This window comes from Acinetobacter sp. ANC_7588 (assembly GCF_056783995.1).
Genome location: NZ_JBWYIU010000002.1, coordinates 124,208 through 144,794, shown reverse-complemented (window position 1 = coordinate 144,794; position 20,587 = coordinate 124,208). Strand labels below are relative to the sequence as shown.

20 protein-coding genes are annotated in these 20,587 nt (G+C 38.0%); 9 read left to right on the top strand and 11 right to left on the bottom strand.

The window, feature by feature from the left end; genetic code table 11:
* The first annotated feature begins 95 nt into the window (after positions 1 to 95).
* Complete coding sequence (locus AC1M9J_RS02860) at positions 96 to 749, top strand: aminotransferase (RefSeq protein ID WP_481588197.1); 654 nt, start codon at positions 96 to 98, stop codon at positions 747 to 749.
* Positions 750 to 781: 32 nt separating this feature from the next.
* Here AC1M9J_RS02860 and prpC read toward each other — a convergent pair whose 3' ends face one another.
* Entirely contained in the window at positions 782 to 1,912 is a 1,131-nt protein-coding gene (prpC, locus tag AC1M9J_RS02855; protein ID WP_092766353.1) for a bifunctional 2-methylcitrate synthase/citrate synthase, read from the bottom strand.
* Between the two features lie 4 nt (positions 1,913 to 1,916).
* Entirely contained in the window at positions 1,917 to 2,801 is an 885-nt protein-coding gene (prpB, locus tag AC1M9J_RS02850) for a methylisocitrate lyase (RefSeq protein ID WP_035263679.1), read from the bottom strand.
* A gap of 219 nt (positions 2,802 to 3,020) precedes the next feature.
* Between prpB and AC1M9J_RS02845 the strand changes: the two genes are divergently transcribed.
* Together AC1M9J_RS02845 and argF are read left to right on the top strand one after the other, a co-directional pair.
* Positions 3,021 to 3,674 carry a TetR/AcrR family transcriptional regulator gene (locus tag AC1M9J_RS02845; protein WP_092766355.1) on the top strand — a complete coding sequence of 218 codons (654 nt, stop codon included), beginning with the start codon at positions 3,021 to 3,023 and terminating at the stop codon, positions 3,672 to 3,674.
* Positions 3,675 to 3,792: 118 nt separating this feature from the next.
* Positions 3,793 to 4,713: an ornithine carbamoyltransferase gene (argF, locus tag AC1M9J_RS02840; protein ID WP_481595345.1), complete on the top strand. Its 921-nt coding sequence runs from the start codon at positions 3,793 to 3,795 to the stop codon at positions 4,711 to 4,713.
* A gap of 49 nt (positions 4,714 to 4,762) precedes the next feature.
* Here argF and AC1M9J_RS02835 read toward each other — a convergent pair whose 3' ends face one another.
* The 8 genes from AC1M9J_RS02835 to rpiA all read right to left on the bottom strand — a co-directional run bounded on the left by AC1M9J_RS02835 (position 4,763) and on the right by rpiA (position 13,392).
* Positions 4,763 to 6,055, bottom strand: coding sequence for an MFS transporter (locus AC1M9J_RS02835; RefSeq protein WP_092766357.1), 1,293 nt, complete (start codon positions 6,053 to 6,055; stop codon positions 4,763 to 4,765).
* Positions 6,056 to 6,270: 215 nt separating this feature from the next.
* Positions 6,271 to 6,624, bottom strand: coding sequence for a YnfA family protein (locus AC1M9J_RS02830; RefSeq protein WP_481591047.1), 354 nt, complete (start codon positions 6,622 to 6,624; stop codon positions 6,271 to 6,273).
* Positions 6,625 to 6,685: 61 nt separating this feature from the next.
* Entirely contained in the window at positions 6,686 to 8,962 is a 2,277-nt protein-coding gene (clpA, locus tag AC1M9J_RS02825) for an ATP-dependent Clp protease ATP-binding subunit ClpA (protein WP_481588198.1), read from the bottom strand.
* Between the two features lie 9 nt (positions 8,963 to 8,971).
* Entirely contained in the window at positions 8,972 to 9,385 is a 414-nt protein-coding gene (gene clpS / locus AC1M9J_RS02820; protein WP_035263688.1) for an ATP-dependent Clp protease adapter ClpS, read from the bottom strand.
* Between the two features lie 16 nt (positions 9,386 to 9,401).
* Complete coding sequence (locus tag AC1M9J_RS02815; RefSeq protein ID WP_481595346.1) at positions 9,402 to 10,151, bottom strand: DUF6776 family protein; 750 nt, start codon at positions 10,149 to 10,151, stop codon at positions 9,402 to 9,404.
* A gap of 76 nt (positions 10,152 to 10,227) precedes the next feature.
* Positions 10,228 to 11,277, bottom strand: coding sequence for an N-acetyl-gamma-glutamyl-phosphate reductase (argC, locus tag AC1M9J_RS02810; RefSeq protein ID WP_481595347.1), 1,050 nt, complete (start codon positions 11,275 to 11,277; stop codon positions 10,228 to 10,230).
* Between the two features lie 646 nt (positions 11,278 to 11,923).
* Positions 11,924 to 12,607, bottom strand: coding sequence for a M48 family metallopeptidase (locus AC1M9J_RS02805; RefSeq protein WP_481595348.1), 684 nt, complete (start codon positions 12,605 to 12,607; stop codon positions 11,924 to 11,926).
* A gap of 113 nt (positions 12,608 to 12,720) precedes the next feature.
* On the bottom strand, positions 12,721 to 13,392 hold the full coding sequence (gene rpiA, locus AC1M9J_RS02800) for a ribose-5-phosphate isomerase RpiA (RefSeq protein ID WP_035263693.1): 672 nt from the start codon (positions 13,390 to 13,392) through the stop codon (positions 12,721 to 12,723).
* A 104-nt stretch (positions 13,393 to 13,496) separates the two neighbouring features.
* On the opposite strand from rpiA, the gene ilvA reads away from it, so the two are divergent.
* The 4 genes from ilvA (at position 13,497) to AC1M9J_RS02780 (ending at position 17,610) form a co-directional block, all read left to right on the top strand.
* The gene (gene ilvA, locus AC1M9J_RS02795) at positions 13,497 to 15,035 is read left to right on the top strand and encodes a threonine ammonia-lyase, biosynthetic (protein WP_481595349.1); all 1,539 of its coding nucleotides are present in this window, start codon (positions 13,497 to 13,499) and stop codon (positions 15,033 to 15,035) included.
* Positions 15,036 to 15,149: 114 nt separating this feature from the next.
* A complete protein-coding gene (locus AC1M9J_RS02790; protein WP_481587510.1) occupies positions 15,150 to 15,497 on the top strand; it encodes a hypothetical protein in 348 nt (115 codons plus the stop codon).
* 107 nt (positions 15,498 to 15,604) lie between these two features.
* Positions 15,605 to 16,261 (top strand): potassium channel family protein, encoded by a 657-nt coding sequence (locus AC1M9J_RS02785; protein WP_092766365.1) that lies wholly within the window; start codon positions 15,605 to 15,607, stop codon positions 16,259 to 16,261.
* Positions 16,261 to 17,610 (top strand): TrkH family potassium uptake protein, encoded by a 1,350-nt coding sequence (locus AC1M9J_RS02780; protein WP_481951920.1) that lies wholly within the window; start codon positions 16,261 to 16,263, stop codon positions 17,608 to 17,610. Before AC1M9J_RS02785 ends, AC1M9J_RS02780 begins: the two co-directional genes overlap by 1 nt.
* A 241-nt stretch (positions 17,611 to 17,851) precedes the next feature.
* On the opposite strand, the gene AC1M9J_RS02775 is transcribed toward AC1M9J_RS02780, so the two are convergent.
* The gene (locus AC1M9J_RS02775) at positions 17,852 to 18,175 is read right to left on the bottom strand and encodes a hypothetical protein (protein WP_481592687.1); all 324 of its coding nucleotides are present in this window, start codon (positions 18,173 to 18,175) and stop codon (positions 17,852 to 17,854) included.
* A 186-nt stretch (positions 18,176 to 18,361) separates the two neighbouring features.
* Between AC1M9J_RS02775 and AC1M9J_RS02770 the strand changes: the two genes are divergently transcribed.
* Together AC1M9J_RS02770 and trmA are read left to right on the top strand one after the other, a co-directional pair.
* The gene (locus tag AC1M9J_RS02770) at positions 18,362 to 19,261 is read left to right on the top strand and encodes a LysR family transcriptional regulator (RefSeq protein WP_481951831.1); all 900 of its coding nucleotides are present in this window, start codon (positions 18,362 to 18,364) and stop codon (positions 19,259 to 19,261) included.
* Positions 19,262 to 19,346: 85 nt separating this feature from the next.
* A complete protein-coding gene (trmA, locus tag AC1M9J_RS02765) occupies positions 19,347 to 20,432 on the top strand; it encodes a tRNA (uridine(54)-C5)-methyltransferase TrmA (RefSeq protein WP_481951830.1) in 1,086 nt (361 codons plus the stop codon).
* Positions 20,433 to 20,587 lie beyond the last annotated feature (155 nt).

The following is a 20,587-nucleotide window of genomic DNA, read 5'->3' as shown; positions in this document are numbered from 1 at the left end:
TTTAGGTTAATCAACACATTTGATTAACCTATTCTTCATCATAATTCTAAAATTTTAAATCATGCTCAATATAAAATACAAAAAGATGAGTCCAAATGAACAATAATCACTTAAAGCATAAAACTTATCTAGGTATCATCTTCTGCCTTATTTCTTCACCCTCCTTTGCCACAGTCGGCGGTCCGGAGACAATAGAAGTACTAGGTTCAGATATTAAAGATCAGAAAATATATTATTTACGCCATTACCATGATGAATCTGGTCGACTACCAACACTTTATTATTATTTGCTCAACAGCAGAAACCCACATAAAGCGATTGAGGTTCAATCCATTTATACCCCATTAAATAGCCGAAATCACATTACTGAAACTCAGCATACGCTTCGCAAAATTCAAAGTATTCAAGCTCGCCTTGTCAAACCAGCGCCATTAAGCCCTAAGACTGCTAACCTAAAATTAAATAAACAAAGAGAACAGACTGGAAATTTTTGGTTAAACGTGCCTGAAATTAAAGTAAGTAAATTCCAATCTCAGGTACAACTCAGCCAAAGTTCTAAACCTTCAATGTATAAAAGCCAACAATTCGAGAATATTCGATATCATCGTAATTTACCTCAGATCAAAAAACTTTACGCATTTCCTCACACTTTCCCCAATTATCGCGTTGCAGTTATTAGTTATATGGGTATTCCTACTGAAACAGGCTACGAAAAACAAGATGCCATTTTACTCTGCTCAACAAAATAAAAAGCTCCCGAAGGAGCTTTTTATTATGCTTTTCAAGCACGCTGTTCAATTGGTACAACTTTGCGTAATTCAGGTCCTGTGTAATCTGCACTTGGTCGAATAATACGGTTGTCCGCACGCTGCTCCATCACATGTGCCGCCCATCCTGTTACACGAGACATCACAAAAATTGGCGTGAATAGCTTCGTTGGTATACCCATAAAGTGATAAGCAGAAGCATGGAAGAAATCAGCATTACAGAATAATTTTTTCTCTCGCCACATGACTTCTTCACAACGTACTGATACTGGATATAAAACAGTATCTCCTACGTCCTTAGCCAAGCGCTCAGACCATACCTTAATAATCCCATTACGTGGATCATTGTCTTTGTAAATTGCATGACCAAAGCCCATGATTTTTTCTTTGCGTTCGAGCATACCCAGCATTTCGCGCTCAGCTTCTTCAGGAGATTTCCATTGCTCAATCATATCCATTGCCGCTTCATTTGCACCGCCATGCAGTGGACCACGCAAAGAACCAATCGCACCTGTAATACACGAATGTAAATCTGATAACGTCGAAGCACACACACGTGCCGTAAATGTTGAAGCGTTAAATTCATGTTCTGCATAGAGAATTAAGGAAACATTCATGACTTGTTCATGCAATTCATTAGGTTTTTCGCCACGCAATAAATGCAAGAATTGAGCACCAATTGAGTCGTCATCAGTATTTTCTTCGATACGAACACCATCATGGCTATATCGATACCAATAACAAATAATGGCTGGCAATGTTGCCAAAATACGATCAGCTATATCTTGCTGTTCACCAAAGGACTGTTCTGTTTCTAAGTTACCCAACATAGAAACACCTGTACGCATAACATCCATAGGATGTGAATCTGCTGGAATACGCTCAAGCACTTCTTTTAGTGCTTGTGGTAATGCTCTCAGTGATTTTAGTTTTGCTTTATAGTCCGCAAGTTGTTGCGCCGTAGGTAGTTCACCAAAGAAAATTAAATATGCAACTTCTTCAAATTGGCAATTTTCCGCCAAATCCTGAACATCATAACCACGATATGTTAAGCCCGCACCACTTTTCCCAACGGTTGAAAGTGCTGTTTTACCTGCGACTTGTCCACGCAATCCTGCGCCAGTCAATACTTTTCCTTCAGCCATTTTTTTATTTCTCCTGAGTGAATAGCTTATCTAGTGTGTTTTCGAAAGTATGATAATCAAGGAACTCGTATAATTCTTTTCGTTGTTGCATTTTATCAATAACATTCACTTGCGTGCCGTCTTTACGAATAGAATGCATCACTTCTAATGCTGCTTTCTGCATCGCACGTGTCGCAGACAATGGGTATAACACCATAGAAATTCCCTGTTCTGCTAGCTCTTCGGTCGTATAATAAGGGGTATCACCAAATTCAGTGATATTCGCTAGCACAGGCACACCTACAGCATCACAGACTGTTTTATACATCGTTATATCAGTCATCGCTTCCGCAAAAATAGCATCAGCTCCAGCTTCAACACATGCACATGCACGATCAATGACGGCTTGAAGCCCTTCTTTTTGCAGCGCATCCGTACGTGCCATGACCACGAAATTAGAATCAGTTTTTGCATCAACAGCAGCCTTAATACGGTCTACCATTTCTTGTTGTGACACAATTTCTTTATTCGGACGATGTCCGCAGCGTTTTTGCGCAACTTGGTCTTCAATATGAACAGCAGCAGCTCCAGCAGCGATCATTTGCTTGATACTTCGTGCGATATTAAATGCACCGCCCCAACCTGTATCAATATCCACAAGCAAAGGCGTATCTACACGTTCAGTGATACGACGAACATCTTCAAGCACATTATCTAAACTCGTCATTCCCAAATCAGGAAGACCATAGGAATAGTTTGCAACACCTGCGCCTGATAGATAAATTGCTTTATAGCCAACTTGTTTTGCCATCATTGCTGCATATGCATTTACAGTTCCGATGATTTGTAATGGCTTTTCCACTTCTAATGCTTGTCTAAATCTTAAGCCTGCAGACGATTGTTCTGTCATATTCCTTTCCACAGTGTTTACTATAATTATCGAGTTTTTAGTATATCTATAAATTTAGTTTGATATATGACCGTTTAGTATTTTTGCTCTAAAACTTTAGTCATATAAAAATGAATTATCATTCATTTTTTGATTTTGTTATTATTTTGAGTGTCAGGCGTTAAGTGCTTTAATTTGTTATACTCCATCTTCAATTTCATTTTTCGCTATTGTTACTGCATGCAACATCCATTTCCGCATATTGAAACTTCTGGTTGTGATATGCCCCATACTCGCCGTGGTCAAGAACGACGTTTAGCATTATTGCTAAGCGCCAATACGCTATTCTTGGAACGTGGCTACGATGCTGTGTCTTTGGATGATATTGTTCAACATGCTGGAGGCTCCAAAGCATCTATTTATAAATATTTTGGCGGCAAAGAAGGCCTTTTTACTGCTATATGTGATTATCGACGTGAACTCTTTTTTAAAGATATCTGTGTTGCATATGATCCAGATCATGGCGATTTTAGATCTTATCTGATACATACACTACTTAACTTTCATCGCCACATTAAAAAAGAAGATCATACTGCCTTTATGCGCCTCGTGATTGAGCAATCCCAAAAAAATCCAGAACTTGCTCTTTATTTGCACGAAAAAGGCCCTAAACATATCCAGTTAGCGATCGCAAATGCATTAGAAAATGCGCATAAACTTGGTGTGTTAAAATGTGAAAATCCTTTATTTTCTGCTCAATTATATTTTGGAATCTTAAGAAATTTAGAATGGAAAATTTTAATGGGGATACCAGTACTTGAAACCGATCAAGAAACCATCGAATACATCAGCTATTCTGTCGATCGCTTCCTAGATGGGCACCAAAAAGTCTAGTTTTTTTGCAATTCTCTTTACATATAGTATATTAGTCGATTCTCGTTTTTTTTCATCAACCAACAATTATTGGTCGTCTCATTCACTATTTTGACGAAACAATGATTGTGGAGTAACCATGGCTCTACGACATTTTCTTACTTTACGTGACCTTTCAACTGCAGAATTAAATCGCATTATTGATCGTGCTATAGAATTAAAACGCATGCAGCATAATCATGAAGTCTACCAACCCTTTGTTGGTAAAGTAATGGGAATGATTTTTGAAAAATCGAGCACACGTACCCGTGTTTCTTTTGAAGCTGGTATGACCCAATTTGGTGGTAGCGCAATTTTCCTCTCGTCCCGGGATACGCAATTAGGTCGCGGCGAACCGATTGAAGATTCAGCTCGCGTTATTTCAAGCATGCTTGATATTGTGATGATTCGTACTTTTGGCCACGATATTGTCACACGTTTTGCAGAATATTCTAAAGTCCCAGTTATTAATGCACTGACCGATGATCACCACCCTTGCCAATTGCTTGCTGATGTTCAAACATTCGTAGAACACCGTGGCGCTATCCAAGGCAAAACCGTTGCGTGGATTGGTGATGGTAATAATATGTGTAACTCATATATCGAAGCTGCACATATGTGGGGCTTTAAACTTAAAATTGCATCACCAAAAGGTTATGAACCAAAACCTGAATTTCTCTCTGAATTCGCGCACTGCGCCGAAGTTGTAGACTCTGCTGAAGATGCTGCAGTGAATGCCGACCTTATCGTTACTGATGTTTGGGCCAGCATGGGACAAGAAGAAGAGCAAAAAATTCGTGAAAAAGCTTTTGCTGATTTTCAAGTCAATGAACGTCTAATGGATCTTGCTCATCCAGACTGTTTATTTATGCACTGTTTACCTGCCCATCGCGGTGAAGAAATTTCAGAAAATATGCTCGATCACAAAAATGCTGTGGTATGGGATGAAGCTGAAAACCGCCTTCACGCTCAAAAAGCACTTGTTGAGTTCCTCATCAATGAACGCTTAAAAAAAGATTAATTTCATCCACTAAAAAAGCACCCTCGGGTGCTTTTTTATTTTCTAAATCTTAATGATCATCTTTTAAATATTTAGGTTCTTTGGGAAGTTGCCAACTACAAAAGAAACATACGATTAAAATAATGATCACGTAAATAAAAAATGAATTTTCAATTCCTGCGGCCTTAAACTGCAAGGCAACAGAAGGTGCAGAACCACCAAATACGGCATTACCTATCGCATAAGAGAAACCTACACCCAACGCACGTACATGCGGAGGAAACATTTCAGCTTTTACAATACCGCCAATAGAGGTATACAAACTAAGCAATAGCATCAGGAAAATCAGTAGCATCGCGACAATAAATGGAGTTTCGCTAAAATATCTCATCCCGATTGCCATGACTGGATAGATAAATATAGCCATCAGACCACTAAATAACAGCATAGAATTTCTGCGACCAATACGATCTGACAATGCACCAAAGAATGGTTGCGCGACCATGAGTACAAAAATGCAGGCTGTCATCATCAACCCTACCGTTTTAGGATCTATTCCAATATTGGTAAGGTAAGTTTTTGAGTAAACTGTAATCACATAGAAACTAAGAGAGCCTGCTGAAGTATAACCAACCACCAAAAGGAAAGTTTTCCAGTGATTTTTAAAAAGCTCACGAAGTGTACCAGAATCTTCTTTATCACTTTCATCACTGGATAAAGTCTCTTCTAATCTACTTCTCGCTAATAAAGATAAAATTGCTGCAACACCACCAATAATAAATGGAATTCGCCATCCCCCATCATAAAGCTGCTGTTCAGACATAAAAGCTAAGAATATTACACCCAATAAACTTGCAAGGAGTTGACCACCCGTGAGCGTTACGTATTGAAATGATGAAAAAAAGCCACGTTGACCTTTTAAACCCAATTCACTCATATAAGTCGCCACAGCACCATATTCACCACCAACGGATAAGCCTTGAAGCAATCGAACCATTAATAATAAAAACGGTGCAGCCATACCCACTTGCTCATACGTTGGTAACGCTGCAAACATGAAAGAACTTATAGCCATCAATATAATTGAGATGACCATTGATTTTTTTCGACCGTGTTTATCTGCAATTCGACCAAAAAGCCAACTACCGATAGGTCGCATAAAAAAGCTTGCTGCAAATACACCCCACACATAGATGGCTTGGGTAGAACTATCCATATCTGGCGCAGTTAAAGCTTGGGTAAAATATACAGCAAATACTGCATATATATAAAAATCAAACCATTCAACTAAATTACCAGAAGCTGCACCAATAATTCCTTTGATACGGCTGGTTTTTTCTTGCTTGGAATATGTTGTAGACAAATGAAAAATCCTTATTCTAATTACATTGTTTATTGTCGAATAATGATGAAACTCTGAAGTATTTCAAAATTATAGGCGGAAAATATATGCCTATTTCATGCCAATTTAAAAAGCCTTTATGTAAATTTTATTAAATAGGCTTCTAAATTTTTCTCAAAAATATTCAAGGTCGATTTATTATTAATTTAATTAAACAGACTTTCTCCTATAACAACTCACCGAATTAAGCCTTGTGGCTGTAAAATGATAATCAGCGCCCCGAAAATAACCACTCCGCCACCAATGATATCCCATTTAGTAAGATCCATTTGATCCACAAACTTTAACCACAACAATGCCGAACAAATATAAATACCTCCATATGCAGCATATATTCGACCTGATGCTGCTGGATGCAAAGTCAATAACCACACAAAAGCAGCGAGTGCGACAAAAGTGGGTAGCCACAACCAATGCGCACGCCCTTGATTTAGGATCAAATATGGAAAGTAACACCCTAATATTTCCATCAGTGCTGTCAGAAAAAATAAAGCTGTCGTAGATATTACTTTTGTAACTTGTATGTCCATACTTTCACCCAAAAATTAAAGCCCGTTTAAATAAACGGGCTTTAATACAATTAATAACACACTATGCTGGTTCAGCTGCAGAATCTTCAAATACTTCCAACTTTAATCCAACGGCTTTGCCATCTTCTTTTTTAACTGTTACTGCTACATTACCGCCGTTTTCAGCCAGCTCACCAAATAAAATCATTTCAGCAAGCGGCTTTTTCAAATGCTCTTGAATCAAACGCTGCATTGGACGAGCACCCATCAGACGATCATAACCGTTTTCACTTAACCAATCTCGTGCAGACTGATCTACTTCTAAAACAACTTTTTTGTCATCAAGTTGAGCTTGAAGTTCTGTAAGGAATTTATCTACTACAGAATCGATTACTGTCGTAGGTAGAGCTTTAAATTGAATAACCCCATCTAAGCGGTTTCTAAACTCTGGTGTAAATGCCTTCTTCATTGCTTCCTGATTATCACGACTATTATCTTGCTCTGTAAAACCAATACTTGTACGGGAAATACTTTCAGCGCCAATATTCGTTGTTAACACTATAATGACATTTCTGAAGTCTGACTTACGACCATTATTATCAGTTAATGAACCATGATCCATGACTTGCAGCAATAAATTAAACACATCAGGATGTGCCTTTTCAATCTCATCCAATAACAATACACAATGTGGATTTTTATGTATTGCGTCAGTCAGTAAGCCACCTTGATCAAAACCAACATAACCTGGAGGTGCACCAATTAAACGTGAAACCGCATGGCGTTCCATATATTCAGACATATCAAATCTGACTAGTTCAACACCGAGTAGTTTTGCAAGTTGTTTTGTTACCTCAGTTTTACCTACACCAGTAGGTCCTGCAAATACAAAACTACCAACTGGCTTATCTGGTGCTTTAAGCCCAGCTCGTGACAATTTAATTGCAGAGGATAATGCGGTAATCGCCTCATCTTGACCAAATACAACTCGTTTAAGATCACGCTCTAAGTGCTCAAGTACAGATTTATCATCTTTAGACACAGTTTTAGGTGGAATTCGTGCAATTTTCGAAACAATATCTTCAATATTTTCAACTGTAATCAAAGTGTTATCTTGATCAGCTCTCAAACGTCGTTGTGCCCCTGCTTCATCTATTACGTCAATCGCTTTATCTGGGAGGAAGCGATCATTGATAAATTTAGCCGATAACTCAACTGCAGAAACAAGAGCTGCATCATCATATTGAACTTTATGAAATTCTTCAAATTTAGACTTGAGTCCACGAAGAATATCAATTGTTTCATTAATTGATGGCTCATTAACATCAATTTTTTGGAAACGGCGTGATAATGCATGATCTTTTTCAAAAACTTGACGATATTCTTGAAACGTTGTTGAGCCAATGCAACGTAAAGTACCATTTGCCAATGCAGGTTTGATTAAATTCGATGCATCCATAGTGCTACCCATACTTGAGCCTGCACCAATGATCATATGAATTTCATCAATAAATAAAATTGCTTCGGGCTTCTTCTTTAGGGCATTTAACAATTGCTTTAATCGTTTCTCAAAGTCACCACGGTATTTTGTACCTGCAACAAGTGCACCGATATCTAAACTATAGATTTCCGCATTCAGCAGTGGCTTTGGTGCTTTATTGTTAACAATCAGCCAAGCCAAACCTTCTGCTATGGATGTTTTACCCACACCTGGATCACCCACCAAAAGCGGATTGTTTTTACGACGTCGACATAGAATTTGAGCTGCACGCTCAATTTCTTTTTCACGACCAATCAAAGGATCGGTTTTACCCTTTAAAGCTTCTGCATTGAGATTTAGGGTATAAAGTTCTAATGGACCTGCATTTGCTGAGGCTGAGTTTTCACCATCTAAGTCATCCGTTTCTTCTTCAGCTGGAACATCTTCCTTACGCGCACCGTGTGAAAGATATTGAGTTAAAGTAAGACGATTGATTTGGTGGCGTTTTAGCAAATAAACCGCAAATGAATCTCTTTCTGAGTACATTGCAACCAGTACATCTGCACCTTCAACTGTCCGATCTCCACCACTAGACTGAACATGGAAAATTGCACGTTGCAATATACGATCAAAGCTTTCTGTAGGATGAGGCGCTTGCTCAGCATTATCGCCTAATTTAGGCGTATGTTGCTCTACATACTCTTCAAGTTCTTTACGCAAACTGACAATTTCTGCACCGCAGGCTTTTAGTGCATTCACGGCAGAATCATTATCTAAAAGTGCGAGTAACAAATGTTCAACTGTAAGAAACTCATGTCTCTTTTGACGAGCCATGCTAACAGCCAAACGCAGTGATACTTCTAATTGACGACTGAGCATGTGATCCCCTTATTCTTGTGGCTCGATCTGGCAAAGCAATGGATGACTTTGAGAGCGCGCATAATTGTTGACTTGATTCGCCTTGGTTTCAGCAATGTCTCTAGGATAGACACCTGCGATACCTTTCCCTTGATAATGTACTGTTAGCATTACTTCGGTAGCTTGGTCAAGATTCAATGCAAAGTATTGTTGTAAAATTTCAATTACAAAATCCATTGGCGTGTAATCATCATTCAACAATACCACATTGTATAAGGGAGGTCGCTTAAATTGCGGTGGTGCTGTTGCTACAGCTAAATCGCCATCGGCTTCATCATTTTGTGCATCACTCAATCGTGGATTGAAGTGCCAATCCACCAATCCAGATTGTTGAAATGATAATTTAATGTCATTGAGACATTTATGACGTTTATTACTTCGCATAGCACTCTATAATCTATTATTGAGAATTTGCCGCAGCTTGCGGTACTTCAGCTGCAAATGCAGCAGTTGATTCGATTGCTTCACCACGTTGCCAACTAAAGCGCTTGGTTTGAGCACTTGAGCCTTTTACACGGATTTCAATAAATTGGGGCGTAAAGCCTTTTGGCATCGTCCAACGACCAGTTAATCGCTGATAATGGTCGAAATTGAATGATTTTTCTGAAATTGGAACAACCAAGACTTCCGTACCTTGAATTAATCTGATTTCAATTTCACCAGATGCTTTACGTTTATTCGGACTGACTTGAACTAAATCAACCTGATACTCATATACATTTTCTGGAAGCGACTTAACAGCTAAATTTTGCACTGTTAAACTCAATCCACCACGTTGTCTCAGCACTTCTCGGAAAATCGCACTCTGACCTTCAATTTGAAGTTTTTCAGCGTTGGCTTGATTTAATGCAGCATACATATCGTTTGAGTTAGTTACAGCAACATCACGTTCTTGAACTGAGGTATTTAATTTCTTATTCAGCTCAGATAATTCTTTTTTTTGTTTTTCGACAACTTCAACCAATTGTTCCGCGTCAGCATCATAACCAACTACAGTTAGACCTTGACGATGACCAATCGTATAGCCCAGAAGTAAACTGCCTGCACATAAGATGATCCCACCCGCCATAAGGGGTTTATTCGATTGAAAAAAACCGATATTTTTTTCATCTTTATGCTGTGACGTATTATTTGATTCTGAGTTTTGCATCGTCATCTCTAATTTATAAAATCAAAACACACATTTAACTGCAAAGTTAAATGTGTGTGAAGTCAAAAAAGGTTTTTTATGGTAATAAACCAATCACGTTAAGGCCTGCATTTTCCGCAAATCCAAACATTAAATTCATGTTTTGAACAGCTTGTCCTGCTGCACCTTTCACCAGGTTATCTTGGGCAACTAAAATGACTAACTTTGTTGGTTGTGGTTTATACAACGCAATACGTAAATCATTTGATCCACGAACAGAACGAGTTTCTGGTGAACTTCCTGCCGGCATAACATCAACAAACTGCTCGTTTTGGTAGAACTGTTCGTAAATTGCTTGAAAATCGGCTTGCTGACCTGCTTCTGTTAAATCGACATAAATTGTAGATAACATGCCGCGGATCATCGGCACCAAATGTGGAACAAAAAGGATATTGTCAAATACACCTTTCTGTCCTGATATATTTTCAAGCGCTTCAACAATTTCAGGATGATGACGATGCCCTGCAACACCGTAGGCTTTGAAGTTATCAGCATTTTCAGTATAGATCATGCCTAAACTTGCTTTGCGTCCAGCTCCAGATACACCAGATTTTGCATCAATAATAATACTTTCAGGTTTTACCAATACTTCTGAAGATCTCAGTACAGGCGCCAAACCAATTTGAACTGTCGTTGGATAACAACCAGGATTACCAATCACTTGAGCTTGTTTAATTTTTTCACGATTGAGCTCAGAAAGCCCATACACTGAATTTTTAAGTAGATCTGGACAAGCATGCTCCATACCGTACCATTTTTCAAATTGCGCTAAATTCTGCAAACGAAAGTCAGCGGCTAAATCGATTACTTTTGTATTCGCTGCTACTAATTCTTCAGCGTGTTTCATCGCTACACCATGTGGTGTCGCAAAAAAAACAACATCGCATGACTTTAATAAATCTAAGCTTAAATCTGAAAACTCTAGATCGGTATGACCACGTAAACTTGGAAACATATCATCGACACGACGACCAGCCTCAGTACGAGAAGTCAATGCTTTCACTTGAACATTTGGGTGTCGCAGCAAAAGACGCAAAAGTTCAACGCCTGTATATCCTGTACCACCAACAATACCAACTGAAATCACGATATCTACCTCTAAATGACTGTATTCGTTACAGGCAGTAGTATGACAGGAACTTATGACTTTCTGAACCCTTTCATATGGGAATGCTGTTATTTTGTAAGTTTAATAATTTAGATGGCTCTGTTAAGCATCTAATAAAGTCTATCATGTGACTTCATTGATTTTCTTGCCAACTCAAATAGCATAAATACAGTGCAAATATAAACCCTGGGAGAGCAACAAATACGATCGGATCCTGTTTCACAACAAAAGGAGTTACTCCCCATACCGAACATAACCCTCCACTCACGGAAAGCAATTTAGAAATCCTTTTTTGATTTATCCATAAAGTTGCCATGATCAATAATATCAACCACGCTATAGCCCCGCCAAAAAGCGATAAATAATTCGTCCAATGATAGTGAATAGGATTACTCGGGTTAAGTAGAATATATATGAGGATGCTATAAAGCATTAAAGCAGGTACAGACAAAATTAGAATCAAAAAACACACACCAATTCGTCTTATGAGCATACTAGAGACAAACTAACCAAACAGAGCAGTCATGATAGCCAAAATTTAGAATACCAGTCGCCAGATCAGACTAATTGACTAGCGCTAAACAATTGATTTTTTAATATCGATAAAGCAATCCCAGCATAATAATTAATTATGCATCCACCAATATGGCAACGGCGTTATTTTTAATTTTTTTCGGTTAAGTTTAAAATCTGGATCATACTTCGCCACTTCCGCCCAAAACTGAGCACTGTGATCAAAATGCTTTGTATGTGCTAATTCATGCACACAAACATAGCGTGTTATTTCCTGAGAAAAAAGCACCAAAGCACTATTCAACATAATGTCATGACGTGCAGTACAACTTCCCCACCGCGTTTTTGGCTGACGAATCTTACAGCCATGATAAGCTAAACCACACTGATCAGATACTTGAGCCAGATATACAGGCAGATGCTGTTTAGCATAATCAATAACAAAGGCTTTTAAATATTGTTCAGGCTGACGATCACTCACACACAGCTCATTCATCACTGAATCAAACTTATAGTTGAATTTCTGCTGAATATATTGAATTTGAATAGGATTTTCTAAATTAAATAACTGTAAAGATAAAGGTAAAACGCGATCAATTTGTTGAATTTTACTTTGTTGTGCCCGCCAAGTTTGAACAATCCAAGCTTCTGAATCTTGAACAAACTGTTGTATTTGTTTATGGGTACAAAACCATGGCGCAGTCACACGAATTGACGTTCCATCTATACGTAGACGTAGTCTTTTCGATCGAATACTTTTGGTGATTTCAATATCAGGAAGATCGGATAAAGTCATTGTTATTCTTTAATTATTAAATCCCCCTCAATCCCCCTTTAAGAAAGGGGGAAGAAAAGCCCTTCTATTTAAAAGAGGGATTTGGGGGACATTAGCTCGTCAAGGAGTTAAAATTAAACCGCTGTACGCTCTTCAATACCATTGTTGGTCGCAACGATCGCAATGTCTGCTTTATTCAAAGCAAAGATACCGTTGCATACCACACCAGGAATATCATTCAATGTTTTTTCAAGCTCAAGGGCATTTAAGATATTTAAGTTATGCACGTCTAAAATCACGTTACCATTGTCGGTCACTACACCTTCACGGTACGCTGGGTCGCCACCTAAAGAAACAATTTTACGAGCAACAGCAGAACGTGCCATTGGAATCACTTCAACAGGAAGTGGAAAATCACGCCCCAGCTGATCTACCCATTTAGAATCATCTACGATACAGACGAATTTTTTTGCAATCGATGCCACGATTTTTTCACGTGTCAATGCGGCACCACCACCTTTGATCATGTGCATATGACGATCAATCTCATCTGCACCATCTACATATGCATCAAGACCACCCACTGAGTTCATATCTACCACTTCAATACCCAGCTTCTTCAAACGCTGCGCAGTCGCTTCCGAACTTGCAACTGCAGCTTCTAATTGAAGTTCAGGAAGTAAATCAATCAAAAAGTTAACAGTACTGCCTGTGCCTACGCCTAAAATGCCCCCTTTCGGTAAGTGTTTTAAAGCTGCTTGTGCTGCTGCTTGTTTTTTCTCATCTTGGGTTGCATATAGACTCATGACTTCACTCAACTAATTTGGACTTTTGCAGTTATTTTAAACCGCTAAGCCTTATGGTTTGTTACAATAAGCGCCTATTTTAAACTGTTAGATGGAAAATTAACATGCTGTCTCGTTTGGTTCGACAAATTTTACAAGCAACGGTATACGACGTTGCTATCGAAACCCCACTCGAAGCGGCACCACGAATTAGTGAACGTCTTAACAATAATATTCGTTTTAAACGTGAAGACCTACAACCCGTATTCTCCTTCAAACTCCGCGGTGCCTATAACAGAATCAGCCAACTTCCTAAAGCTCAACTAGAACGAGGTGTCATTACCGCTTCTGCTGGTAACCATGCTCAAGGTGTAGCACTCTCAGGAAAAAAATTAGGAATTCGCGCGATTATTGTGATGCCTAAGACAACACCAGACATTAAAGTCCAAGCTGTAAAGCGTTTGGGTGGTGAAGTCGTACTTCATGGTGATTCTTTTGACATCGCAAATAAATACGCAATTCAACGTGCGCAAGAAGAAGGAATGACTTTTATTCCGCCTTATGATGATGAACTCGTTATGGCTGGTCAAGGTACAATTGCCAATGAAATTTTACGTCAATGGCGAGATGTGGATTATGTATTTGTTGCCGTTGGTGGTGGAGGCTTGATTGCAGGTGTTGCTGCTTACCTTGGTGATGTAGCACCGCATGTCAAAGTTATTCCTGTGGAATATGACGAGTCAGCTTGTTTAAAAGCTGCTTTAGAAGCAAATGAACGTGTGATTCTGCCTTCAGTTGGTTTATTCGCCGATGGTACAGCCGTGGCGCAAATCGGTGAAAAACCTTTTGAAGTGATTCGTCTGCAAAAATCTGACAATTCAGGTCCAATCGTAGAACCAGAAGTTGTTCTTGTGAATACTGATGAAATATGCGCAGCAATTAAAGACACCTATGATGAATGCCGTAGTATTGTTGAGCCGTCAGGTGCGATGGCACTTGCAGGGATTAAAAAATATGTGGCTGAGCACGGCTTAGAAGGTAAAAACATCGTTTCAATTGTATGCGGTGCAAATATGAACTTTGACCGTTTACGTTATATTGCAGAACGAACTGAATTAGGTGAACGTAAAGAAGCTATTTTTGCTGTCACGATTCCTGAACAAAAAGGTGCATTCCTCAATTTCTGTCGTGCCCTTCAAGGTCGAAATATTACTGAATTCAACTACCGTGCAAGTAGTGCGACTGCAGCGCAAGTATTTGTTGGAATTAGTTTAAAAAGCGGCGAAAAAGAACGTCAAGAAATATTCGAGACATTAAAGTTTCAGTATGATGTGGATGACTTATCTGACGATGAAGTTGCCAAATTACATATTCGCTACCTGATCGGTGGTCATGCTGATATTGAAAATGAACGTTTATTCCGCGTTGAATTTCCTGAACGTCCAGGTGCATTATTAACATTCTTGGAACGTCTTGGTCCAACGCATAACATTACCCTGTTCCATTATCGTAATCATGGTGCGGCTGAAGGTCGTGTATTGGTTGGACTCGAAGCTGAAGATGCACAACAAAACCCTGATGGTTTAGTTGAAACGTTAGAAAGTATCAATTATCCATACGAAGAAATTACCAATAATCTTGGTTATCAACGTTTCCTCAAATAAAATCAATACAGCCTGTCATTTTGACAGGCTTTTTTAATTCAATAATTGATATACAATTAAAATCGAAAGATAGAAAAAACGATCACTTTAAAATTTTAGATATTAAGATAAATCATGCAAATATGGTTCAGTTTTGTAGTAATTCCTTTTCTCATGTGGATCATCTTTTCCGCACTTCTGTTTATTTCGAAATATCTATATCCTGAAGTTACCACCTTAAGCAAATCCCTCGAAGTTTTTATTTTTTTAGGTTATGCAGCACTCCCCTATATCATGTTGGGATTAGCACCTATTTATCGTTATCGTATGACGTTGATATATATGATGGCAATTGTGCTCATGACAAGTTTCGTTCATGCTAACTTTATGATCGATCATATTCATTTAACTTATATTTACTTAGCACTTTCATGGACATTGATTTCAATTACGATTTACTATTTTTATAGTGATCATAAATAATCCTCAACAAATGAATTGAATCAACTCAGATCAACAAGATAAACTCACTCAAAGCGAAATTAAAATCAAATCATTACTTTCTGATCTTTAAAATTTTAGGATATTCAATGGCGCTATTTGCAGTAATTGGCTTAGGCAGCTTTGGTGGTACAGTTGCATTAGAACTCACTCAATTAAAACATGATGTGATTGGAATCGATACTGAAAAAAAATACGTTGAAAATATCTCTGATAACATCAGTCATGCTGTCATCGCCGATGCCACAGATGAACATGTACTTCGAGAACTGAATGTACAGAATTGCGATGCCGTCGTTGTCGCAATTGGAGAAGATATTGAGGCCAGTATTCTATGTGTCCTCAACCTTAAAAATTTAGGCGTAGAAAAAATCCTAGTAAAAGCAAAATCGAAAGCCCATCATATGATTTTGACGCATCTCGGTATTGGTCAAATTATTCATCCAGAAGAAGACATGGGTATTCGCGTTGCACAATCATTAAGCTACCCAATGGTTAGACGCTATATGGCGTTGAATGATGACCGTTATATTGTCAAAGTGGAAGTGAGTGAAAAACTACAAGGTGTAGAATTTAAAGATATCATGGAGCACAGCGACGGCGTACAAACATTACTATTACAACGTGGCACACATGTAATTTATGACATCGCACCTGGTACATTGCTGCAAAAAAATGACATTTTAATTGTTGAAGGTCCTGTCAATCTTCTACGTAAACTCTCATCGAGATTTATTTCGAAATGATGAAATTTTATGATCAATTGATCAATAAAAAAACGCAAAGTATTAATTTGAGTCCACCAAGTTTGCTTGCTTTGGGCTTTCTCAGTTTTATTATCATTGGAACATTACTGCTAAAACTTCCCTTTGCACACGAAGGAAATGTCTCTTGGCTAGAAGCCTTATTTACCGCCACGTCTGCTGTGACAATTACGGGACTTTCTGTGGTCAATATTGGCGAGGCATATACGACTTTTGGTCAATTCATCATTATGCTACTCATCCAATGTGGTGGCTTAGGATTCATGACTTTCGCAATTTTGGCTGCTTTGAGCCTTTCCACTAAACTTGGTTTAAAGCAACAAGTGATGGCTCAAGAAACAATTGGTCAAACCAGTTTAGCAAGGGCCTCGTTCACTGTTAAAGCCGTCTTATTGTATTCTCTATTTTTCGAAGGGATTGGAACATTCATCCTGACATTTACGTGGCTTCAATACTACGATTTTAGTGATGCCCTGTTTTATGCAGCCTTTTACAGTATCTCAGCATTTAATAATGGTGGTTTCTCTCTTTTTCCAGACAGTTTAATGAGTTTTTCAGGCCAATATGCTGTAACTCTGACCATCAGCATGTTGTATATCATTGGTGGAATAGGTTTTGTGGTACTTATGGATATCAAACGCGCTCATAAGTGGAAAAAACTCTCAACCAACAGCAAACTGATTCTTTCTACTATCGCGGGACTCAATCTATTTGCCTTTATTATGATTTGGTGTTTAGAAGCAAATAATCCATTGACCCTCGCCCCAATGTCAATTGGAGACCAAGCATTAAATGCTTGGTTTCATGCCACAGTACCACGATCCTCTGGATTTAATAGTATTGATATGGCCAGTATGAGTGATCCAGCAACCTTGGTGACTATGCTATTAATGTTTATTGGAGGCGGATCTTTAAGTACTGCTGGTGGTATTAAAGTAGGTACATTTATTATTGTTGTATTGAGTGTGATCACGTTTTTGAGACGAGCTGACGAAGTCACTGTTTTTAAACACTCGATTGCCGCAACGGTCACCTATAAAGCTCTTGCGGTCATTAGCATAACTGCTATGCTCATTTTCATTGGTTTCTTTACGCTATTAATTTTAGAGCCTAATAAACGTTTTCTAGATTTACTATTTGAAGCTGTTTCCGCGGCTTGTACAGTCGGATTATCTAGAGGTATTACTTCAGAATTACAACCTGCAAGTTTATATATGCTCATGATACTGATGTTTGCGGGTCGTCTCGGTCCTTTGACATTAGCATATTTAATTGCAACCCCTAAAAAAAGCAGGTTGAGTCATCCTAATGCTGAAATCCAAGTGGGTTAGATAGAATTCACTTGGATCTAAGGTGAAGTTGATCGATAAAACACGAACCAATCCAAAAGTAGATCAGATGTTTATAGCCATAAGTGCATTTTATAATAGCCGTGATTTCTTTATGCAAAGCATTGAACTTATCATGAATTAACACAAACTTAGAACTTTGCAATCAATATCAAAATACAATGAAATTAAAAGACTCAAGGTAACTCCAAGTCTTTTCACCATATGCGTGTGATTAAAAAAATTATGATTGGAAACCAATATAACGATTGAGGTTTTCGACACCCAATGCAACTTTATAAATTTTAAACTGAGCTAAATCAGAACGTGTAATCTCAGTAAACACATCCGAGTTTTCATCATCTGCATGAATTTCATCTACTGTGCGAGGCATAGTTGCTTCAAATTCATCTGAAATAAATTCAAATCCCAAGTCCATAGCAATAAACAATGTATGATCACAAGGTTGAATATATTGCTCTTCATTCCAGTCGATAACAGCGTGTTGACAATGCGGGCACTGTACATTTTCTTGAGGATCTTGAAGTTCAATTGTTGTATAAGCCATGTCAACCTTAAGTATTACGTGCTATAAAACATAAGTTTAACCATTGCTTTTAGATTTTTAAATAGCCCTCTTTATTCATTACTACATATAACAACCTTAGATTTTAGAGAAAACACAGCAACTCAATTGACTATTCAGAACAATAATGTATTTTTTAACAAAACGTCGCATATATGGAATGACTACATGCTTTCAGATTTAGATGATTTTTATTGCTTTGCCCTTGTTGTCGAACATGGTGGTTTTAGCGCTGCCGAGCGAGCAACTGACATTCCCAAATCAAAATTGAGTCGACGTGTTTATAATTTAGAAGAAAATCTCGGTGTAAGGCTTATTCAACGTAGTTCACGTCATTTTGCTGTCACTGATATTGGGATGAACATTTATCGCCATGCGCAAGTAATGATGAATGCTGCCCAATCTGCTCATGATTTGGTAGATCATTTAAGTGAACAACCAAGAGGCTTAATTCGTGTCAGTTTACCCGTATCAATTGCTCAGCATGATATGACCAAAATACTGCCAAATTTCCTTAAGCAGTATCCTGAAATCAAAGTTCAATTGATGGTTACTAATCGACGTGTCGATATCATCAATGAAGGAATTGATTTAGCGCTTCGTGTTCGCTCAAGTTTGGATGATGACCCAAGTTTGGTCATTCGAAAATTTGAAAATATTGAACAACATCTTTTCGCCAGCCAGGCTTATCTCAATGAATTTGGATCTATCAAAAAACCTGAAGAACTCTCAAATCATCGAATATTAAGTATGGTTGATGAACATACTGATCAACAACTCGTACTACATGATTCAAACAACAAATCGATTAAAGTCAAAGTGAGTCCAGTCGTGATGGGCTCTGACTTACTTATGCTTGCACAACTTGCAAGTGACAATTGTGGGGTAGCATTACTCCCAGACAGTATTGTTGAAGATTATATTAAAGATGGGCGTCTTGTTAAGGTTCTGCCTAACTGGAATGCACCACACGGTATTTTTCATGTGGTTTACCCTTCTCGCCGTGGTTTATTACCAGCTGTACGTGTGTTCATCGACTACTTAGTTGAGCACCTCACCAAAAGATAGTCACAACAGCACAAAGATTTAGAAGAATGTTGGCTTATTATTTGCTACCATTCACTCTGCTTTGTGCTAGTTTTTTTAGATTTTTATGACTTCTATTTATCAACAACAACTTGATGCAAAAATTGAACGTATCCGCAATCAATTTGCTGAATATCAACCACCTGAACTAGAAGTTTTTTCATCTCCTGAAAAACATTTCCGTATGCGAGCTGAGTTCCGTATTTGGCATACAGAAGATGATATGTTTTATGCCATGTTTGAACGCGCGGAAGATGGTATTCAAAAGAAAGTTGTACGTGTTGATGAGTTTCCAATCGCGGATAAATCTATTAATGATTTAATGCCAGTTCTCCTGTCTGAACTAAAATCAAATGCAGTGCTCTCTAAGCGTCTGTTTGAAGTACATTTTCTTTCTACGTTGAACGGTGAAATGCTGGTTTCATTGATTTATCGTTGTCCGCTTGATCAAGACTGGGAACAACTAGCAAAAAATTTATCTTCAAAACTCAATATTAAGATTATTGGTCGCAGCCGTGGTCAAAAAATTGTATTGACGGATGAATATGTAGTTGAAGAATTAAAAGTATTTGACCGTAAATTCAAATATAAGCAAATTGAAAGTAGCTTCACGCAACCTAATGCGCAAGTTTGTCAAAAAATGCTGGAGTGGGCATGTAATGCAGCTCAAACCAGTGATAAAGATCTTTTAGAGCTTTATTGCGGTAATGGTAATTTTACCCTTCCATTATCGCTAAAGTTTAATCGCGTTCTAGCAACGGAACTGGCTAAATCATCAGTTTATGCAGCGCAATGGAATATTGAGCAAAATCAAATTAATAATATTCAAGTTGCTCGCCTTTCAGCTGAAGATTTTACCTTAGCATTCAATGCAGAACGTGAGTTTAGACGTTTACAAGAAGCCAATATTGATATTCAAAGTTATGACTTCGATACTGTATTTGTAGATCCACCTCGTGCAGGCATTGATGATGATACCTTGAAGCTGCTTCAACGCTTTAACCGTATTATTTATATTTCATGCAATCCAGATACTTTGCACGACAATTTAAAGATCTTATCGGAAACTCATAAAATCACTAAATTTGCGCTGTTCGATCAATTTCCTTATACCCACCATGTCGAGTCAGGCGTTCTTTTAGAGAAAATTTAAACAATTTATTTCTTACTAAATGGACAGTTCTTACACTGTCCATTTTTTATGCTTTTTGAATTTCACTTAAAAATCATATAAATAAAGTATAATTTAATTTTTCAATGTCATAATTTCGTTAAACTTTAGGTTTATCATCGAAATATTTATTTTAA